The organism is Roseomonas mucosa ATCC BAA-692 (genome assembly GCF_000622225.1).
GTDB classification, from domain to species: Bacteria; Pseudomonadota; Alphaproteobacteria; order Acetobacterales; family Acetobacteraceae; genus Roseomonas; species Roseomonas mucosa.
In genome coordinates, this window is the sequence record NZ_JHWD01000003.1 from 360,587 (window position 1) to 376,236 (window position 15,650).

Genomic DNA, 15,650 nt, shown 5'->3' on the forward strand with positions numbered 1-15,650 from the left:
GACCCTTATGCCTTGGAAACGCCCCAGAAGACAGGGAACGGCGCCTGCACCACGCCGGAAACGTTCCGCCGCCATGCCTGGTAGGACAGGAAGAACCCGGTGGGGGCGTAGAGGCCCGCCTCCACCGCCGCGATGTTGAGCTTGTCGATGGCCGCCTTCTCGGCCGCGAAATCCGGCGCGGCGAACCACGCATCGCGCGCCGCCTCGACCGCATCCGACTTCGGCCAGCCGAACCAGGCAGCGTCGCCATTGGCGCGGATCGGCGTATAGGCGGCCGGGTTGATGCAGTCTCCGCCGGCATGCCAGGTGTGGAACATGTTCCAGCCGCCCTGGCCCGGCGGCCCCTTCACCGCGCGGCGGGCACCCACCGTGCCCCAGTCCGTCGCCACGAAGTCGAGCTTGAAGCCGATGCGTTGCAGCAGGTCGGCGGTGACGTCGCCCTGCGCCTTGGTGATCGGCTGGTCCTGCGCCACGATGCAGGTGACGGGGCGGCCGTCATAGGAGGAGGAGGCGAGCAGCTTCCGCGCCGCCTCGATGTTGCGCATCTTCAGGATCTCGCCGCCCGCCTCGGTGTAGAGCGGCGTGCCGGGGGTGAAGTAGCCGGCCATCGGCTTCCACAGGCTGTCGTCGTCGCCGACGATCGCCTTCATGTAGTCCTCCTGGTTCATCGCCATCATCACCGCATGGCGCACCTTCACGTCGTCAAAGGGCGGCTGGGTGTGGTTGAACCGGAAGTTGCCGATGTTGCCGAGCGGATCGGCGATATCGACCATGACGTTGCGGTTGGCCTTCAGCATCGGGATCAGGTCGCTGATCGGGCTTTCCCACCAGTCGATCTCGCCGTTCTGCAAGGCGCTGGAGGCCGTCGCCGCGTCGGGCATGACGATCCACTCGATCCGGTCGACCAGGGCCTGCTTGCCGCCCGCCAGCCAGGAGCCCGGCTCCTGCCGCGGCCTGTAGTCGGCGAACTTCGCGAAGACCGCCCTGGCGCCCGGCACCCATTCCTCCCGCACGAAGCGGTAGGGGCCGGAGCCGACGTATTCCTTGATCTGCTCGAAGGGGTCGGTCTTCGCGATCCGCTCCGGCATGATGAAGGAGCAGGGTGCGTTCACCTTGCCCAGGGCGAGCAGCATCTTGGGATAGGGCTTCTTCAGCGACCAGCGGATGGTGCGGTCGTCCACCGCCACCAGCTCGTTCTGCTGCGCCCGGATCATCTGCCCCATCGGGTCGCGCACCGCCCAGCGGTTCAGGCTGGCCACCACATCCTTCGCCAGCACCGGCGTGCCGTCGTGGAACGTCAGCCCGTCGCGCAGGCGGAAGGTCCAGACCAGCCCGTCGGAGGAGACCTCCTCGCTTTCCGCCATCTGCCGCTGCGGCTGCAGCTTGCTGTCCACGCCATAGAGCGTGTCCCAGACCAGGGTGGCGGCGTTGCGCACCACATACTGGGTGCCCCAGATCGGATCGAAATTGGCAAGGTTTGCCTGGGGAACGAAGCGCAGGGTCTTCGCGGCCGCACCCTGCGCCAGCGCGGGGGCGGAAAGGCCCGCCGTCGCGGCAACGATGCCTAATCCGGCGCCAGTCCTCAGGAACGAACGTCGATGCATCGAAAGCGAATCTCCTAAGCGGCGCCCGGGAGAGCGGCCATGTGGAAAAGGCTCCGTGCAGGAACGGCGGACGCCATGCCTGTTGGAACCTCGCCATGAGCCAGCACAATGCATGCCACTCCCGGACCTCCCCCCGCCTGGACCGGTCGCTTGGCCGGAGAAGCGTTATTTTCCTTGCGGCGAGCCTAACACGGGACGCCCCGGTCTCCGCGAGAGGAAAACAGGCGCCGGATCACGGAAAAATGTCATGCGTATTGCGGAAACGTGACGAAAATTCGATCTGATGCTTCAGCCGATAGCTGAAGTCAGCCGCGCAAACCGTTGATGATCCCGAAAACAGGCGCGAATGTGGGGTGGCGCCCGTCATGCCCGGCCCCTGGCCCGGCCTTCCCGCGGGAAGGCCGGGTGGCCGGCGTCAGGCCGTGCGCTGCACGTTCCAGAACAGCGGCATGCCCTTCAGCACGCCACTCAGCGTGCGGCGGTAAGCCGTGGCCTGGAAGTACTGGCCCAGCGGCAGGTAGGGCACGTCCTCGAAGGCCTGCTTCTGGACCTCGGCCGCGAGCTTCTTCTGCGCCTCCAGGTCCGGCGCCTCCAGCCAGGCGGCGCGCAGCTCCTCCAGCTTCGGCGCGGTCGGCCAGCCGAACCAGGCCTTCTCGCCATTGCCACGCAGGGACTGGCTGACAGCGGGGTTGAACATGTCCAGCCCGGCCCAGAAGGTGAAGAAGATGCTCCAGCCGCCCTTGGACGGTGCCTCGCGGCTGGCGCGGCGCTGCACCACCGATCCCCAGTCGGTGGAGATGAACTCCACCTCCATGCCCGCCTTCTTGACCATGTCGGCGCCGACCTGGGCGAGCGCGTTCAGCGAGGGGAAGTCGGAGGCGGCGATCAGGGTGATCTTCTCGCCCTTGTAGCCGGCGGCCTTGAGATCGGCCTTCACCTTGTCGTAGTCGCGCGGGCTGGTCAGCGCCTCCATCCCGACATCACTGGCCATCGGCGTGTCCGGCGGGAAGAAGCCGACATTGTCGCGCCACAGGCTGCGGTCGTCGCCGATCACCGCCGACATGTAGTCCGCCTGGTTCACCGCGCCGAGCAGGGCGCGGCGGATGGCCGGGTTGTTGAAGGGCGGGTGCAGGTGGTTGAAGCGGCAGATCGCCACCAGCCCGGTCGGGTCGGGGATCTCGACCACGATGTTGCGGTCCTTGCGCAGCACCGGCTGCAGGTCGGCGGTGGGCTGCTCCCACCAGTCCATCTCGCCATTGGTCAGGGCGTTGGAGGCGGTGGCCGCGTCCGGCATCACCGTCCATTCGATCCGGTCGAAATGCGCGAGTTTCGGCCCGACGGTCCAGTTCGGCGTGCCGTCCTTGCGCGGCACATAGCCCTCGAAGCGCTTGTAGACGATCTTCGAGCCCGGCACCCGCTCTTCCGGCACCCACTGGAAGGGGCCGGAGCCGATGACCTCCTTCACCGGCGTGGCGGGGTCGGTCTTGGCGATGCGCTCCGGCATGATGAAGCAGATCGGGGTGGAAGGCTTGCCCAGCGCGTCGAAGAGCAGCGGGAAGGGCTTCTTCAGCCGGAAGAGGATGGTCTTCTCGTCCGGTGCCGAGAGCTCCTCCGTCACCGCCATCAGGGCCTGGCCCAGCGCGTCGCGCGCCGCCCAGCGGCGGATGGAGGTGACGCAGTCCACCGCCTTCACCGGCTGGCCGTCATGGAACTTCAGCCCGTCGCGCAGGGTGATGGTGACGCGGCGGCCGTCCTCCTCGACCTTGTGGCCCTCGGCCATCTGCGGCTGCGGCTTGTAGTCCTCGTCATAGCCATAGAGCGTGTCCCAGACGAGGAAGCCGTGGTGGCGGGTGACATAGGCGGTGGTGACGATCGGATCGACCACGGCGAGGTCGGCCTGCGGGATGAACTTCAGCACGCGCGGCGCGGCGGCCGGTGCGGCCGCTCCCGGCGCGGCGGCCGGGGCCGCGGGCGCCGGCCTGCCCGCCTGGGCATGGCCGTTCTTCGGCAGGGCGGAGGCCATTCCGGCCAGGGCGACGCCGGCCAGCAGATCACGGCGGAACATCGGACAACCTCTCCAGATGTCGGGTTTGTCAGGAAAGGAAGCCCGCCCCCGGACGCGGCGCAAGCCCCCGCCCCCGTAACGGATCGTATTCCCCGCCGCCGGCCCGCCGGGTGCCGGGCGCTTGGCTTTCGCGCGCCGCTCGCCTATTGCCCTGCGGCATGGAGGCCAGCCTTGCCACGAACGACCGAAACGGCCCGGGGCCCCGGGCCGTGCTGAGGCAGATGTGGCGCTTCGGCGTGGTCGGCGGCATCGGATTCTTGGTCGATTCCGCGGTGCTCATGGCCGCCATCGCCCTTGGCGCCGGCCCCTATGGCGGGCGGGTGCTGTCCTATCTCGCGGCGGCCACCACCACCTGGGCGCTGAACCGGGCCTGGACCTTCCGCGGCCGCGGCGCCGGGCCGGCGCACCGGCAATGGGCGCGCTTCCTCCTGGTGAACCTCGTCGGCTTTGCCCTGAACTACGGAACCTACGCCCTGCTCCTCTCCAACATGCCGCTGGTCGCGGCGCACCCCGTGCTCGGCGTGGCCGCCGGCGCGCTGGCCGGCATGGGCGGGAACTTCGCCCTGTCCCGCCGCTTCGTCTTCACCGACCGATGACGGAACCCCGCATCGCCGTGCTCGTCCCCTGCCGGGACGAGGAAGCCGCCGTGGGCGAGGTGGTGCGCGGCTTCCGCGCCGCCCTGCCCGGCGCCACCGTCTATGTCTATGACAACAACAGCACCGACCGGACGCGGGAGGTCGCCGCCGCCGCCGGGGCGGTGGTTCGTTCGGAGAGCCAGCCCGGCAAGGGCAGCGTGGTGCGGCGGATGTTCGCCGACATCGAGGCGGACGCCTATGTGCTGGTGGACGGCGACGGCACCTACGACGCCTCGGCGGCGCCGGAGATGGTGCGCCGGCTGCTGGAGGAGCGGCTGGACATGGTCACCGCCATCCGGGTGGACGAGAGCGTCGGCGCCTATCGCCCCGGACACCGCTTCGGCAACCTGATGCTGACCGGCATGGTCCGGCTGGTCTTCGGCAACCGGATCACCGACATGCTCTCGGGCTACCGCACCTTCTCGCGGCGCTTCGTGAAATCCTTTCCCGCCCTGGCGCATGGCTTCGAGACGGAAACCGAGTTCACCGTCCATGCCCTGGAGCTCCACCTCCCGGTCGGGGAACTGCCGACCCCGTATCGCGAGCGGCCGGCCGGTTCCGCCTCCAAGCTGCACACGATCCGCGACGGCGTCCGCATCCTGGGCACCATCGCCGCCCTGGTGCGGCGTGAGCGCCCCCTGCCCTTCTTTGGCGGCCTGGCCGCCCTGCTGCTGTTGCTGGCGGCGCTGCTGATGATCCCGGTGCTGGAGACCTATCTGGAAACCGGGCTGGTGCCGCGCATGCCGAGCTTCCTGGCATCGGTCGGGCTGACCATCCTCGCCTGGCTGTCGATCGCCTGCGGCCTGATCCTCGACACCGTCACCCAGGGACGGCGGGAGGCCAAGCGGATGGCATATCTTTCGATTCCGTCACGATATTGATTCCATCGCAAAATTAATACAAACTTCCGCGAGGGTTAATTATACTGGCGGTTGTACTCTTTAACCTTCGGGAACCTGTTCGTTGGTATTGGACTACCCCGCGTACCGCCGTGATCCCGCTTCTTCCCCGGAAAGGAATTCCGCATGACGCCTCCCAAGGAGATCCGGGAAAAGGACACGGTGTTATCGCGGGCACTGGCCGCCTGCCGGCAGCAGTTCATCGGCGTGGCGCTGTTCAGCGGCGTGGTGAACGTGCTGCAGCTCACGATCTCGCTCTACATGATGCAGGTCTTCGACCGCGTCCTGGCGACGCGCAGCACCGACACGCTGCTCTGGCTGACCGTGGTCGCGGGCAGCGCGATCCTGCTGCTGGCGGTGCTGGAGGGTGTGCGCGGGCAGGTGATGCAGCGGGCCGCCGGCTGGATCGAGGCCCGGGTGGCGCCCGAAGGCTTCCTGCGCGCCCTGGAGGCGCAGCTTCGCGGCCGGACCTACCGCACCGAGGCGCTGCGGGACCTTTCCCTGGCGCGCAACTGGCTCGGCAGCCCGGCGGCGCTCGCCCTCTATGACGTGCCCTGGGTGCCCATCTACCTCGCCGTGATCTTCCTGCTGCACCCGCTGCTCGGGGCCGTGGCGCTGGGCGGTGCCGTCCTGCTCTTCGTACTGACCCTGCTGGGCGAGGCGGTGACCTCGCCGCTGCTGAAGCAGGCGGGCACGGCCAGCCTGCTCGCCAACCGTCGGGCGGAGATGCTGATCCGCAATGCCGAGGTGATCGACAGCATGGGCATGGCCCCGGCCGTGCTGCGCCGCTGGCGGGAGGCCGTGGCCGACGGCACACCGCAGCAGGAGCGCGCGGCGAACCGGGCGGCGCTGCTGATGTCGGTGACGAAGTTCACCCGGCTTGCCCTGCAGATCGCCATCCTGGGCCTGGGCGCCTGGCTGGTGCTGCGGCAGGAGCTGACCTCCGGCGCCTCCATCGCGGGCTCGATCATCATGGGCCGCGCCCTGGCGCCGGTGGAGCAGGTGATCGCCGGCTGGAAGGGCCTGGTGCAGGTGCGCCAGGCGTTGCAGCGGCTGAAGACCTTCCTGGCGCTGCCGCGCCTGCGCCCCGCGGGCATGCCGCTGCCGGAGCCCAAGGGCCGGCTGGTGGCGGAGCGCCTCGCCTATGCGCCGCCGGGCCAGACGGCCGCGGTGATCAAGGGGCTGAACTTCGCGATCGAGGCCGGGGAGAGCGTGGCCATCATCGGCCCCTCCGCCGCCGGCAAGACCACGCTGGTCCGCCTGCTGATCGGCACGCTGGCGCCCAGCGCCGGGGCCGCGCGGCTGGACGGGGCGGATGTCTCCACCTGGCTGCGCGAGGATCTCGGCCGCCACCTGGGCTACCTGCCGCAGGATGTGGAGCTCTTCGAGGGCAGCGTCTTCCGCAACATCGCCCGCATGGGCGAGGCGGAGCCGGAGGACGTCTTCGCCGCGGCGAAGCTGGCCGGCTGCCATGAGATGATCCTGCGCCTGCCCCAGGGCTACGACACCGAGGTCGGCGAGGCCGGGCAGCAGCTTTCCGGCGGCCAGCGCCAGCTGGTGGGCCTGGCCCGCGCGCTCTTCGGCCAGCCGAAGCTGCTGGTGCTGGACGAGCCCGACAGCAGCCTGGACGGCGATGCCGAGGCGCGCCTGCTCCATGCCCTGCGCGAACTGCGGGAGCGTGGCACCACCGTGGTGCTGGTGAGCCACCGCCCGGTCCTGGTCCAGGGCGTGGACAAGGTGATGCTGCTGCGCGACGGGCAGATCGATGCCTTCGGCCCGCGGCAGGAAGTGCTGAACCGCGTCATGGGGCCGCGCCCGGCCGTGGCCGCACCGCGCAACCCCGCTTCCCTGCCCGGCCAGCCTGGAGTTGCCGCATGAGCGCGAATATCGCCCTGCCGCCCGGCGGCGGCCCCCTGACCCCGGCCTCCGCGGGCCATCCCGGCCTGCCGGAACTGGTGCTGGACCTGCCGCGCCCCCGCACGCGCGGGCCGATGCTGCTCGGCATCGCCAGCATCGCGCTGTTCGTCGGCGGCTTCGGCACGTGGTCCTTCACCGCCCCCTTGAGCGAGGCCGCCATCGCCCCCGGCGTCATCAAGGCCGAAGGCAACCGCCGCGCCGTGCAGCACCTGGAAGGCGGAATCGTGCGCGAGATCCTGGTCCGCGACGGTGACGAGGTGAAGGCCGGGCAGGTCCTGATGCGGCTGGACGACACCCAGTCCGATGCCACGCTGGAAAGCTCGCGCGGCACGCGCTGGGCGCTGATGGCGCAGGCGGCCCGGGACGCGGCCGAGGTGGCGGGCGCCACGACCGTCGCCTATCCGGCGGAACTGCTCTCGTCCGACGATCCTCGCGCGCGGGAGGCGATGACGGGGCAGAGCATCCTCTTCGCCAGCCGCCTCGCCAGCCTGGCCAGCCAGATCCAGGTGCTGGAGTCCCGGCTGGGCCAGTACAGCGCCTCCATCCTGTCCAGCCGGGCCCAGATCACCAGCCAGCAGCGCCAGCTCGACCTGCTGCGGCGCGAGGAAACGGATGTGCGGGCGCTGGTGGCGCAGGGGCTGGAGCGGATGCCGCGGCTGCTGGGCCTGCAGCGCCAGATCGCCTCGGCCGAGGGCAACATCTCCGACCTGCAGGGGCAGGTCGAGCGGGCCGAGGCCCAGATCGCCGAAACCCGGAACCAGCTCCGCAACACCCGCGACCAGCGCGTGCAGGAAGCCTCCACCGATGCGCGGGAGGTCGATACCAAGCTTCGGGAGCTGGAGGAGCGCATCCGCGCCGCGCAGGACGTGTCCACACGCCGCGAGATCCTGGCGCCGGTCGATGGCGTCGTGATCAACAGCCATTTCTTCAACGCCGGCGCCGTGGTGAAGCCCGGCGACACGGTGCTGGAGATCGTGCCCGAGCGCGACCGGCTGGTGGCGGAGGTGAAGGTCTCGCCCACCGACATCGACGTGGTCCATAACGGGCTGGAGGCCGAGGTCCGGCTGCCGGCCTTCAAGCAGCGTCTGGTGCCCTATCTGCACGGCCACGTCACCTTCGTGGGCGGCGACGTGAACCAGGAGCCGCAGCGTGGCACCGAATACTACCGCGCGCAGATCGTGATCGAGCAGGACCAGCTCGCCAAGCTGGAGAATGTCTCGCTGAAAGCCGGCATGCCGGTGGAGGCGCAGATCAAGATCGGCGAAAGGAGCTTCTTCCGCTACATGATGCAGCCTCTGATCGACAGCTTCCACAGGGCCTTCCGTGAGCAGTAGCAACAAGCCGGCCCCGGCCGCACATCCCTGCATCTTCAGCGACGGGATCATCGATGCCCAGGTGCGCCACGGCGTGGCGCGCTTCACCCTGGGCCAGACCGGAACGGACGGCCAGCTCGCCCCGGCGGGCCAGCTCGTCCTGCCGCTGACTCAGCTTCCCAACCTGATCGGCAGCATCACGCGGCTGCTGCAGGAGCTTGAGGCGCGCGCCCGGCAGGCGCAGCAGCAGCAGGGCACGGCGGCGGCGGCCGAACCGGCTCCGCCAGCCGGGGGCGCCTTCCGCTTCTCCACGGACTGAGGCTTCCGGGCGCCCCTGGTGGCGGGGCGCCCGATCCCGGCCCCTATTCCCGCTCGTCGCGCATCCGCATGGCCAGGACGGGGTCGTCGCTGGCCATCGCATCCACACCCAGATCCAGCATGCGGCCGATGCTGTCCGCGTGGTTGCCGCCCCAGACGGCGACCCGCAGGCCGGCCGCGCGCAGGCCCGCGACCAGCTCCGCATCCATCACGCTGGCATGGGTCTCCACCATGGAAAGCCCATGGGCCCGCGCCACGCCGATGATCCCCGGCAGGCCGAGGCCTTCCAGCATGGCCGGGTCGAAGAGCCAGGCGACATGGTCGAAGCCGCCCGCCGCCTGGGCCGCGGCGGCGGTGGGCGCATGGAAGGCGATGATGCCGCAGCGCCGCCGCATCCCATGCCGGTCCAGGATCGGGAGCGCCACCTCCAGGAGGCCGGGATAGGGCCTTCCCCGCGCATCGGTCTTGAGCTCCACCTGCAGGCCGCAGGAGGATGAGGCGACCAGCTCGGCCACATCCTTCAGGTGGGGGATGCACGCGCCGCCCGCCCCACGCAGGCGGAGGCGGGTCAGCTCCTCCGCCGTATGCTCGGCCAGCAGGCCCTGTCCCTCGGAGGTCCGCTCCAGCCTGGCGTCATGGAGCACGATCGGCTGTCCATCAACCGACAGGTGTATATCGCACTCGCAAAATTCAACCTTGAGATGAGTTGCGCTGCGAAACCCGTCAATACTGTTCTCGGGCCACAAAAATGCACCGCCGCGATGCCCGATGATTTTTGTCATAGGCAGCATTTTCTCCCATCTTCTTGAAAGGGTGGAACTGGATGCGCATTGGGCCTATTCGTATTCTCACCTGCCCTGAAGCGTGGAACGTGGTGAGATGTCGCTCATTCTGGTTCTGTATGACTTGCCACAAGGCGCGACCGAGGTTCTGGAACAGGCGATCTGGGAAGTCTCGGAAAGCCACTGGATCGCCAATGCGAACGCTCTCTTTGTTTCGAGCGACATGCCGGTGAGCTACCTTTCCCAGCATCTTCGTGGCGCCCTGCGGCGCAACGGGATCGCCGGGCCGATCCTGGTGATGCGCATGGCGGAAGATATCGCCACGGACGGCCTGCCGCCGGATGCCGCCTCCTGGCTGCGGCAGCAGGTGGAACTCCCCATGCCACGAGGCGCCCGGGCGAACTGAGGCCCGGCCCCCGCCCGGCCCGCGCGACGGGCCGCCATGGCTCATGGCAGTGAGGCCAGGCGCCCGGCCAGGGCCTCGAAGAACGGCTCAGGGTCCAGTGTCTCCGCGACGTGGATGTTCGGCGGCTGGCGCATCCGGTTCCAGCGGTCGATATGCGTGCGCCCCCGGCCGATGCCGGTGCCGCATTCCACCTCCACCCAGGCTTCCCGAAGGCCGAAGAGTTCCGGCCACAGCACCAGCGCGACGGCGCAGGGGTCGTGCAGCGGAAAGCCGCGATGCCCGAAGCGGCGCGAGGCCGGCACGCCGCGCAGGATGGCGCAGGCGGCCTCCAGGCAGGTCCCCTTCCCCATCCCGGCCAGCCGCTCCACCACCGCGGGGGTGACGAAGGCCTGGGCGGTGAGGTCCAGCGTCACGAGGCTGACCGGCAGGCCGGTGGCGACCAGGGCGGCCAGGGCCTCGGGGTCGGAGGCAGCGTTGAACTCCGCCGAGGGGGTCCAGTTCCCTTCGCCCCAGGCACCGGTCATCAGCACGATCTCGCGCACACGGTCGTGCAGGTCCGGCTCGGCCAGGAGGGCCAGGGCGAGGTTGGTGGCCGGTGCCAGTCCGACCAGCGTCACCTCGCCCGGGGCGGCGTGGCGCAGCAGGTCCCGGATGGCATCCGCCGCCCGGCCCGGCGCGGCGGGCGGGCCTTCCGGCAGGCGCACCCCGGCGAGGCCATCCGCCGCATGCACCGCCGTCTCGGAACGGAATTCCCCCAGCAGCGGGCGGCGGGCACCGCCCACCACCGGCACGGCCCGCCCGGCCAGCCCGACAATGGCGCGGGCATTGGCGAGCGTCCGCTCCAGCCCGACATTGCCGCCGCAGACCGTCACCAGCCGGACATCCAGCTCCGGCGAGGCGAGCGCCAGCCAGAGCGCCAGCGCGTCGTCCGTGCCGGGGTCGCAGTCGATGACGGTGGCGCGGGGTGGGTTCATCCCAGTTCCGCCTCGACCAGGCTGCACCAGTAGGCGGCGCCATGCGCCAGGATCTCGTCGTTGAAATCGTAATGCGGGTTGTGCTGGTAGCCTTCGGGATGGCGCGGCGCGCCCATGCCGATGAAGGCGAAGGCGCCGGGACGTTCCAGCAGCATGAAGGCGAAGTCCTCGCCCGGGGTGATCGGCTCGGGATCGTCGTCCACCAGGGCCTCGCCCACCGTGGCGCGGGCGGCGCGCAGCGCGACCTGCACCTGCTCCGCATGGTTCACCGTGGGCGGCGTGCCGTGGATGTAGCGGGCCTCCACCGTCACCTCGTGCGTGGCGGCGGTGTTCTCCGCGATGGCCAGGATGCGGCGCTCCAGCAGCGCGCGTTCCTCGTTGCGGAAGGCGCGGGCGGTGCCGCGCACCACCACCTTCGCCGGGATCACGTTCGGTGCCTTGGCATCGCCGGCCGCGATATGGCCGACGCTGACCACGCCGCTCTGCAGGGGATCGATGTTGCGCGCGACGATGCTGTGCAGGGCGGTGATGAACTGCGCCGCCGCCAGCGTGGCATCCGCCGCCAGGTGCGGCCGCGCGCCGTGCCCGCCCTTGCCGGTGAAGACGGCCTCCCAGGTATCGGCGCTGGCCAGGGCGCGGCTGCGCGGCACGGCGATGCTGCCCACCGGCATGTCGAGCATGTTGTGCAGGCCATAGACCGCATCGACGGGGAAGGTCTCGAACAGCCCTTCCCGGATCATGCGGTCGGCGCCGCCGAGCCCTTCCTCGGCGGGCTGGAAGACGAAGTGCACCGTGCCGGAGAAGCGGCCCGGGTTCCGCGCCAGCCACTTCGCGGCGCCAAGCAGCATGGCGGTGTGGCCGTCATGGCCGCAGGCATGCATCGTGCCGGGCGCCCCGCTGGCATAGGGAAGCCCCGTCACCTCGCCCATCGCCAGCGCGTCCATGTCGGCACGCAGCCCGATGGCCCGGTTGCCGCCGCCGCTGCTCCCCTTGCCACGCAGCGTGCCGACCACGCCGGTCCCGCCCAGCCCCTCGGTCACCTCGATCCCGGCCTCGCGCAGTTCCTTCGCCACCAGCGCGGCGGTGCGCGTCTCCTCGAAGCCGAGCTCCGGATGGGCATGGATGTCGCGGCGCCAGGCGGTCATCGCCGGGGCGAGAGGGGCGAGATCCTCCGGTGAGGGCATAATTCGTCTCCAGACTGGATAGCGGGCTTGCTTTCCGGCGCCGGGCGGTATCATGCCACGCGCCAGACATCACTGCCACCGGACCACCCGCCATGCGCCTTCCACGCCTCCGCGACGCCCTTCTCGCCACCACCCTCCTGGCCGGCGCGGTACTGGCGGTCGCGGCACCGGCCGCGGCCCAGGGGGGAGGCCAGGAACAGGACACGCTGCGCATCGGCATGGAGGCCGGGCCGACCAGCATCGATCCGCATTTCGCCAGCGTCATTACCAACTACGCCTATGGGCGCCACTACTTCCAGCCGCTGATGGAACAGGATGCGCGGCAGGTCCTGCGTCCGGCGCTGGCCACCGAATGGCGCGCGGTGGACGACCTGACCTGGGAAATCAGGCTGAACCCCGCGGCGCGCTTCCAGGACGGCACGCCGGTGACGGTGGACGATGTCGCCTTCACCATCGCCCGCGCCGGCGACGTGCCGAACTCGCCCTCCTCGCTCAACACCTATACCCGCCCCGTGAAGTCGGTGGAGCAGGTGGACGCGCACACGCTGCGCATCCACACCCATGCGCCGACGCCACTGATGGCGAACTACCTCTCCATGGTGATGATCCTCGCCAAGCACGCGGCGGAGGGGCTTTCCACCGCCGATTTCAACGCCGGCAAGGGCATGATCGGCACCGGTCCCTACCGCTATGTCTCCTGGACGCCCGGCGGCGTGGCGGTGATGGAGCGCTACGAGGAATTCGCCGGACCGAAGCCCGCCTTCCGGCGGGTCGAGTTCCGCCCCATCGCCAATGCCGGCGCTCGCACCGCCGCGCTGCGCGCGGGCGATGTGGACCTGATCGAGATCGTGCCGACCGACCAGTTCGACCGCTTCAGCAAGGACCCGGCCTTCGCCACCGCCGTCAGCCCCTCCAACCGGCTGATGTTCCTGACGCTGGACAGCGACCGCGAGGTGACGCCGCACATCGCCGGCCGTGACGGCAAGCCGATCCCCAACCCGTTGCGCGACGTGCGGGTGCGCAAGGCGCTGTCCATGGCGATCAACCGGGAGGCGCTGGTCTCGCGCGTCATGCAAGGCCAGGGCCTGCCGACCAACGACCTCGCCCCGCCGGGCTACTTCGGTGCCTCGCCCGAACTGGCGAAGCCGCAGACCTTCGACCTGCCGGGCGCGAAGAAGCTGCTGGCCGAGGCGGGCTATCCGGAAGGCTTCGCGGTGCAGATCAACGGGCCGAACGACCGCTACGTGAATGACGAGCAGGTGGTGCAGGCGGTCGGCCAGATGTGGAGCCGCGCCGGCCTCGCCGCCACGGTGGAGACGCGGCCGCGCGGCACCTGGCTGAGCGAGTCGGCGCAGTTGAAGTACTCGGTGAACCTGTCCGGCTTCTCGCCCAATCCGGAGGTGCTGGGGATGCTGGAGGCGCTGATCCACACGGTGGACCCGTCGCGCGGCTTCGGCCCCGCCAATCGCGGCCGCTTCAGCAATGCCGCGATCGACCGGCTGATCGAGCAGGCCCGCACCACCATGGACGACCGGGAGCGCGAGCGCATCAGCCGCGAGGCCACGCGCATGGCGGTCGTCGAACAGCAGGCGCTGATCCCGCTCTATTTCCAGACCAACACCTGGGCGATGCGGAAGGGCCTGCGCTACGAGGCCCGCACCGACGAGATGACGCTCGCCACCAGCGTGGGCAAGGCGCCCACGGGGAACGGGCAGTGAGCTTCGCCCCCGAAGCCCCCATTCCCACGGAGACCCGCCGCCGCGCCGTGCGGGCGGCGCAGGGCAAGGCCCCCTTCGACCTGCTGCTCACCGGTGGCACGCTGGTGGATGTCGCGACCGGCGAGCTGCGCGCGGCGGATGTCGGGCTGGTGGGCGGGCTGATCGCTTCGGTGCATCCGCCCGGCACGCGCGCCGATGCGGCGGAGACCCACGACGTGACGGGCCGCTTCCTGGCGCCCGGCTTCGTGGACAACCACCTGCATTTCGAATCCTCCTTCATGGCGCCGGTGGACTATGCCGCGACCGTGGTGCCGCACGGCGTCACCACCACCGTCTGGGACCCGCACGAGCTGGCCAACGTGCTGGGCGTCCCGGGGGTGCGCTGGGCGGTGGAGTCCGCGCGGGGCCTGCCGCTGCGCGTGCTGATCGCCGCCCCGTCCTGCGTCCCCTCCGCGCCCGGGCTGGAGGTGGCGGGGGCCGAGATCGGGCCGGAGGAGATGCGCGAGATGCTCCGCTGGCCCGAGGTCGCGGGCGTCGCCGAGGTCATGGACATGGCCGGCGTGCTGTCCGGCAGCGAGCGGATGGAAGGCATCGTCGCCGCCGGGATGGCTGCGGGCAAGAACGTCAACGGCCATGGGCGGGACCTGGCGGGCCCCGCCCTCCAGGCCTATGCCGCCTCGGGCGTGACCTCGGACCACGAGATCACCTCGGGCGAGGACCTGCTGGCCAAGCTGCGCGCCGGGCTGACGGTCGAGCTGCGCGGCAGCCACGACAATGTCCTGCCGGGCGCCGTGGCGGCGATCCTGTCCCTGCCGGTCTTCCCCGCCGGCCTCGTCGCCTGCACGGACGACATCTTCCCGGACGAGCTGGTGGCCAAGGGGGGGCTGCGCGACATGCTGGCGCGGCTGGTGGCGCGCGGGCTGAACCCGGTGCTGGCGATCCGCATGGCCACGCTGAACGCGGCGCTGCGGCTGAAGCGCGACGATATCGGCCTCGTGGCGCCGGGACGACGGGCGGAGATCGCCGTGCTCTCCGACCTGCCCGGCATGGTGGTGGAGCGTGTCTATGTCGCCGGCCGCCTCGTGGCGGAGGGTGGCCGGATGCTGGAAGCCCTGCCCCGCGACCTGTCCGATGCGCCGCGCGGCACGGTGAAGCTGGCGCCGCAGGCCCCGGAAGCCTTCCGCCTGCGGGTGAAGGGCATCGACAACGGATACGCGCGCCTGCCGGTGGTCGGCGGCGCCCGCGTGGTCCATTGGGCCGAGGCCGAGGTCGCGGTGCGCGACGGCGTGGCCGAGCTGCCGCCGGGCCATGCGCTGATCGCCGTGCTGCACCGGCACGGGCGGCGCGACCCGGCGCCGATGCTGTGCCTCGCCGATGGCTGGGGCGAGCCCGCGGGCGCCGTGGCCACGACGATCAGCCATGACAACCACAACCTGCTGGTGCTGGGCCGCGACCCGGCGGACATGGCGGCCGCCGCCAATGCGCTGATCGCCTCGGGCGGCGGCATGGCCGTGGCGGCGGGCGGCGCGGTGACGGGGCTGATGCCCCTGCCCATCGCCGGGCTGCTGGCCGAGACCCCGCCCGGAGAGACCGCCGCCAGCTTCGCCCGTCTGCGGGCGGCGGCGGATGCGGTGATGCAGTGGAAGCCGCCCTTCCGGGTCTTCCGGGGGGTGACCGGCATCTCGCTGGCCTGCAATCCCGGCCCGCATCCGACCGATCTCGGCATCACCGATGGCGGCACCGGCGAGGTGCGCGACCCGGCCCTGCCGATCGGGGCGGAGCCGGTTCCGGCCTGAAGGGCGGCGCGACGCCGGGGGCGGCCTTCCGGCGTTGCC

At 70.5% G+C, this 15,650-nt stretch carries 13 protein-coding genes; 8 read left to right on the top strand and 5 right to left on the bottom strand.

What is annotated here, in order from left to right; all coding sequences use genetic code 11:
• Window positions 1-5 precede the first annotated feature (5 nt).
• Together BT98_RS0106540 and BT98_RS0106545 are read right to left on the bottom strand one after the other, a co-directional pair.
• Window positions 6-1,604, bottom strand: a complete 1,599-nt coding sequence (locus tag BT98_RS0106540) for an ABC transporter substrate-binding protein (RefSeq protein ID WP_019460649.1) — start codon at window positions 1,602-1,604, stop codon at window positions 6-8.
• Window positions 1,605-2,019: 415 nt separating this feature from the next.
• Window positions 2,020-3,669: an ABC transporter substrate-binding protein gene (locus BT98_RS0106545; RefSeq protein ID WP_019460648.1), complete on the bottom strand. Its 1,650-nt coding sequence runs from the start codon at window positions 3,667-3,669 to the stop codon at window positions 2,020-2,022.
• 209 nt (window positions 3,670-3,878) lie between these two features.
• On the opposite strand from BT98_RS0106545, the gene BT98_RS0106550 reads away from it, so the two are divergent.
• The 5 genes from BT98_RS0106550 (at window position 3,879) to BT98_RS0106570 (ending at window position 8,752) form a co-directional block, all read left to right on the top strand.
• Entirely contained in the window at window positions 3,879-4,265 is a 387-nt protein-coding gene (locus BT98_RS0106550) for a GtrA family protein (protein WP_237719350.1), read from the top strand.
• Window positions 4,262-5,185 carry a glycosyltransferase gene (locus BT98_RS0106555; RefSeq protein ID WP_027297176.1) on the top strand — a complete coding sequence of 308 codons (924 nt, stop codon included), beginning with the start codon at window positions 4,262-4,264 and terminating at the stop codon, window positions 5,183-5,185. The genes BT98_RS0106550 and BT98_RS0106555 overlap by 4 nt, the downstream gene beginning before the upstream one ends.
• A 144-nt stretch (window positions 5,186-5,329) precedes the next feature.
• Window positions 5,330-7,081: a type I secretion system permease/ATPase gene (locus BT98_RS0106560; protein WP_019460645.1), complete on the top strand. Its 1,752-nt coding sequence runs from the start codon at window positions 5,330-5,332 to the stop codon at window positions 7,079-7,081.
• Window positions 7,078-8,454: an HlyD family type I secretion periplasmic adaptor subunit gene (locus BT98_RS0106565; protein ID WP_019460644.1), complete on the top strand. Its 1,377-nt coding sequence runs from the start codon at window positions 7,078-7,080 to the stop codon at window positions 8,452-8,454. The genes BT98_RS0106560 and BT98_RS0106565 overlap by 4 nt, the downstream gene beginning before the upstream one ends.
• Complete coding sequence (locus BT98_RS0106570; RefSeq protein ID WP_019460643.1) at window positions 8,444-8,752, top strand: hypothetical protein; 309 nt, start codon at window positions 8,444-8,446, stop codon at window positions 8,750-8,752. Before BT98_RS0106565 ends, BT98_RS0106570 begins: the two co-directional genes overlap by 11 nt.
• Before the next feature lie 43 nt (window positions 8,753-8,795).
• Here the strand turns inward: BT98_RS0106570 and BT98_RS23460 are convergent, their stop codons facing one another.
• Entirely contained in the window at window positions 8,796-9,542 is a 747-nt protein-coding gene (locus BT98_RS23460) for a glycerophosphodiester phosphodiesterase (RefSeq protein WP_026033107.1), read from the bottom strand.
• A gap of 88 nt (window positions 9,543-9,630) precedes the next feature.
• Here BT98_RS23460 and BT98_RS0106580 point away from each other — a divergent pair, with 88 nt between their 5' ends.
• Window positions 9,631-9,939 (top strand): hypothetical protein, encoded by a 309-nt coding sequence (locus tag BT98_RS0106580; RefSeq protein ID WP_027297177.1) that lies wholly within the window; start codon window positions 9,631-9,633, stop codon window positions 9,937-9,939.
• Between the two features lie 41 nt (window positions 9,940-9,980).
• Here BT98_RS0106580 and BT98_RS0106585 read toward each other — a convergent pair whose 3' ends face one another.
• Both BT98_RS0106585 and BT98_RS0106590 read right to left on the bottom strand, forming a co-directional pair.
• The gene (locus BT98_RS0106585; protein WP_019460640.1) at window positions 9,981-10,913 is read right to left on the bottom strand and encodes a nucleoside hydrolase; all 933 of its coding nucleotides are present in this window, start codon (window positions 10,911-10,913) and stop codon (window positions 9,981-9,983) included.
• The gene (locus BT98_RS0106590; RefSeq protein WP_026033106.1) at window positions 10,910-12,097 is read right to left on the bottom strand and encodes an amidohydrolase; all 1,188 of its coding nucleotides are present in this window, start codon (window positions 12,095-12,097) and stop codon (window positions 10,910-10,912) included. Before BT98_RS0106590 ends, BT98_RS0106585 begins: the two co-directional genes overlap by 4 nt.
• A 92-nt stretch (window positions 12,098-12,189) precedes the next feature.
• Here BT98_RS0106590 and BT98_RS0106595 point away from each other — a divergent pair, with 92 nt between their 5' ends.
• Complete coding sequence (locus BT98_RS0106595; RefSeq protein ID WP_019460638.1) at window positions 12,190-13,815, top strand: ABC transporter substrate-binding protein; 1,626 nt, start codon at window positions 12,190-12,192, stop codon at window positions 13,813-13,815.
• Window positions 13,812-15,611, top strand: coding sequence for an adenine deaminase (locus tag BT98_RS0106600; protein ID WP_019460637.1), 1,800 nt, complete (start codon window positions 13,812-13,814; stop codon window positions 15,609-15,611). The genes BT98_RS0106595 and BT98_RS0106600 overlap by 4 nt, the downstream gene beginning before the upstream one ends.
• The last annotated feature ends 39 nt before the right edge of the window (window positions 15,612-15,650 follow it).

Excerpts from the sequence above, each read along its gene's own strand:
- BT98_RS0106540 (WP_019460649.1), bottom strand. The coding sequence starts at position 1,604 with ATGCATCGACGTTCGTTCCTGAGGACTGGCGCCGGATTAGGCATCGTT.
- BT98_RS0106545 (WP_019460648.1), bottom strand. The coding sequence starts at position 3,669 with ATGTTCCGCCGTGATCTGCTGGCCGGCGTCGCCCTGGCCGGAATGGCC.
- BT98_RS0106555 (WP_027297176.1), top strand. The coding sequence starts at position 4,262 with ATGACGGAACCCCGCATCGCCGTGCTCGTCCCCTGCCGGGACGAGGAA.
- BT98_RS0106560 (WP_019460645.1), top strand. The coding sequence starts at position 5,330 with ATGACGCCTCCCAAGGAGATCCGGGAAAAGGACACGGTGTTATCGCGG.
- BT98_RS0106565 (WP_019460644.1), top strand. The coding sequence starts at position 7,078 with ATGAGCGCGAATATCGCCCTGCCGCCCGGCGGCGGCCCCCTGACCCCG.
- BT98_RS23460 (WP_026033107.1), bottom strand. The coding sequence starts at position 9,542 with ATGCTGCCTATGACAAAAATCATCGGGCATCGCGGCGGTGCATTTTTG.
- BT98_RS0106580 (WP_027297177.1), top strand. The coding sequence starts at position 9,631 with ATGTCGCTCATTCTGGTTCTGTATGACTTGCCACAAGGCGCGACCGAG.
- BT98_RS0106585 (WP_019460640.1), bottom strand. The coding sequence starts at position 10,913 with ATGAACCCACCCCGCGCCACCGTCATCGACTGCGACCCCGGCACGGAC.
- BT98_RS0106590 (WP_026033106.1), bottom strand. The coding sequence starts at position 12,097 with ATGCCCTCACCGGAGGATCTCGCCCCTCTCGCCCCGGCGATGACCGCC.
- BT98_RS0106595 (WP_019460638.1), top strand. The coding sequence starts at position 12,190 with ATGCGCCTTCCACGCCTCCGCGACGCCCTTCTCGCCACCACCCTCCTG.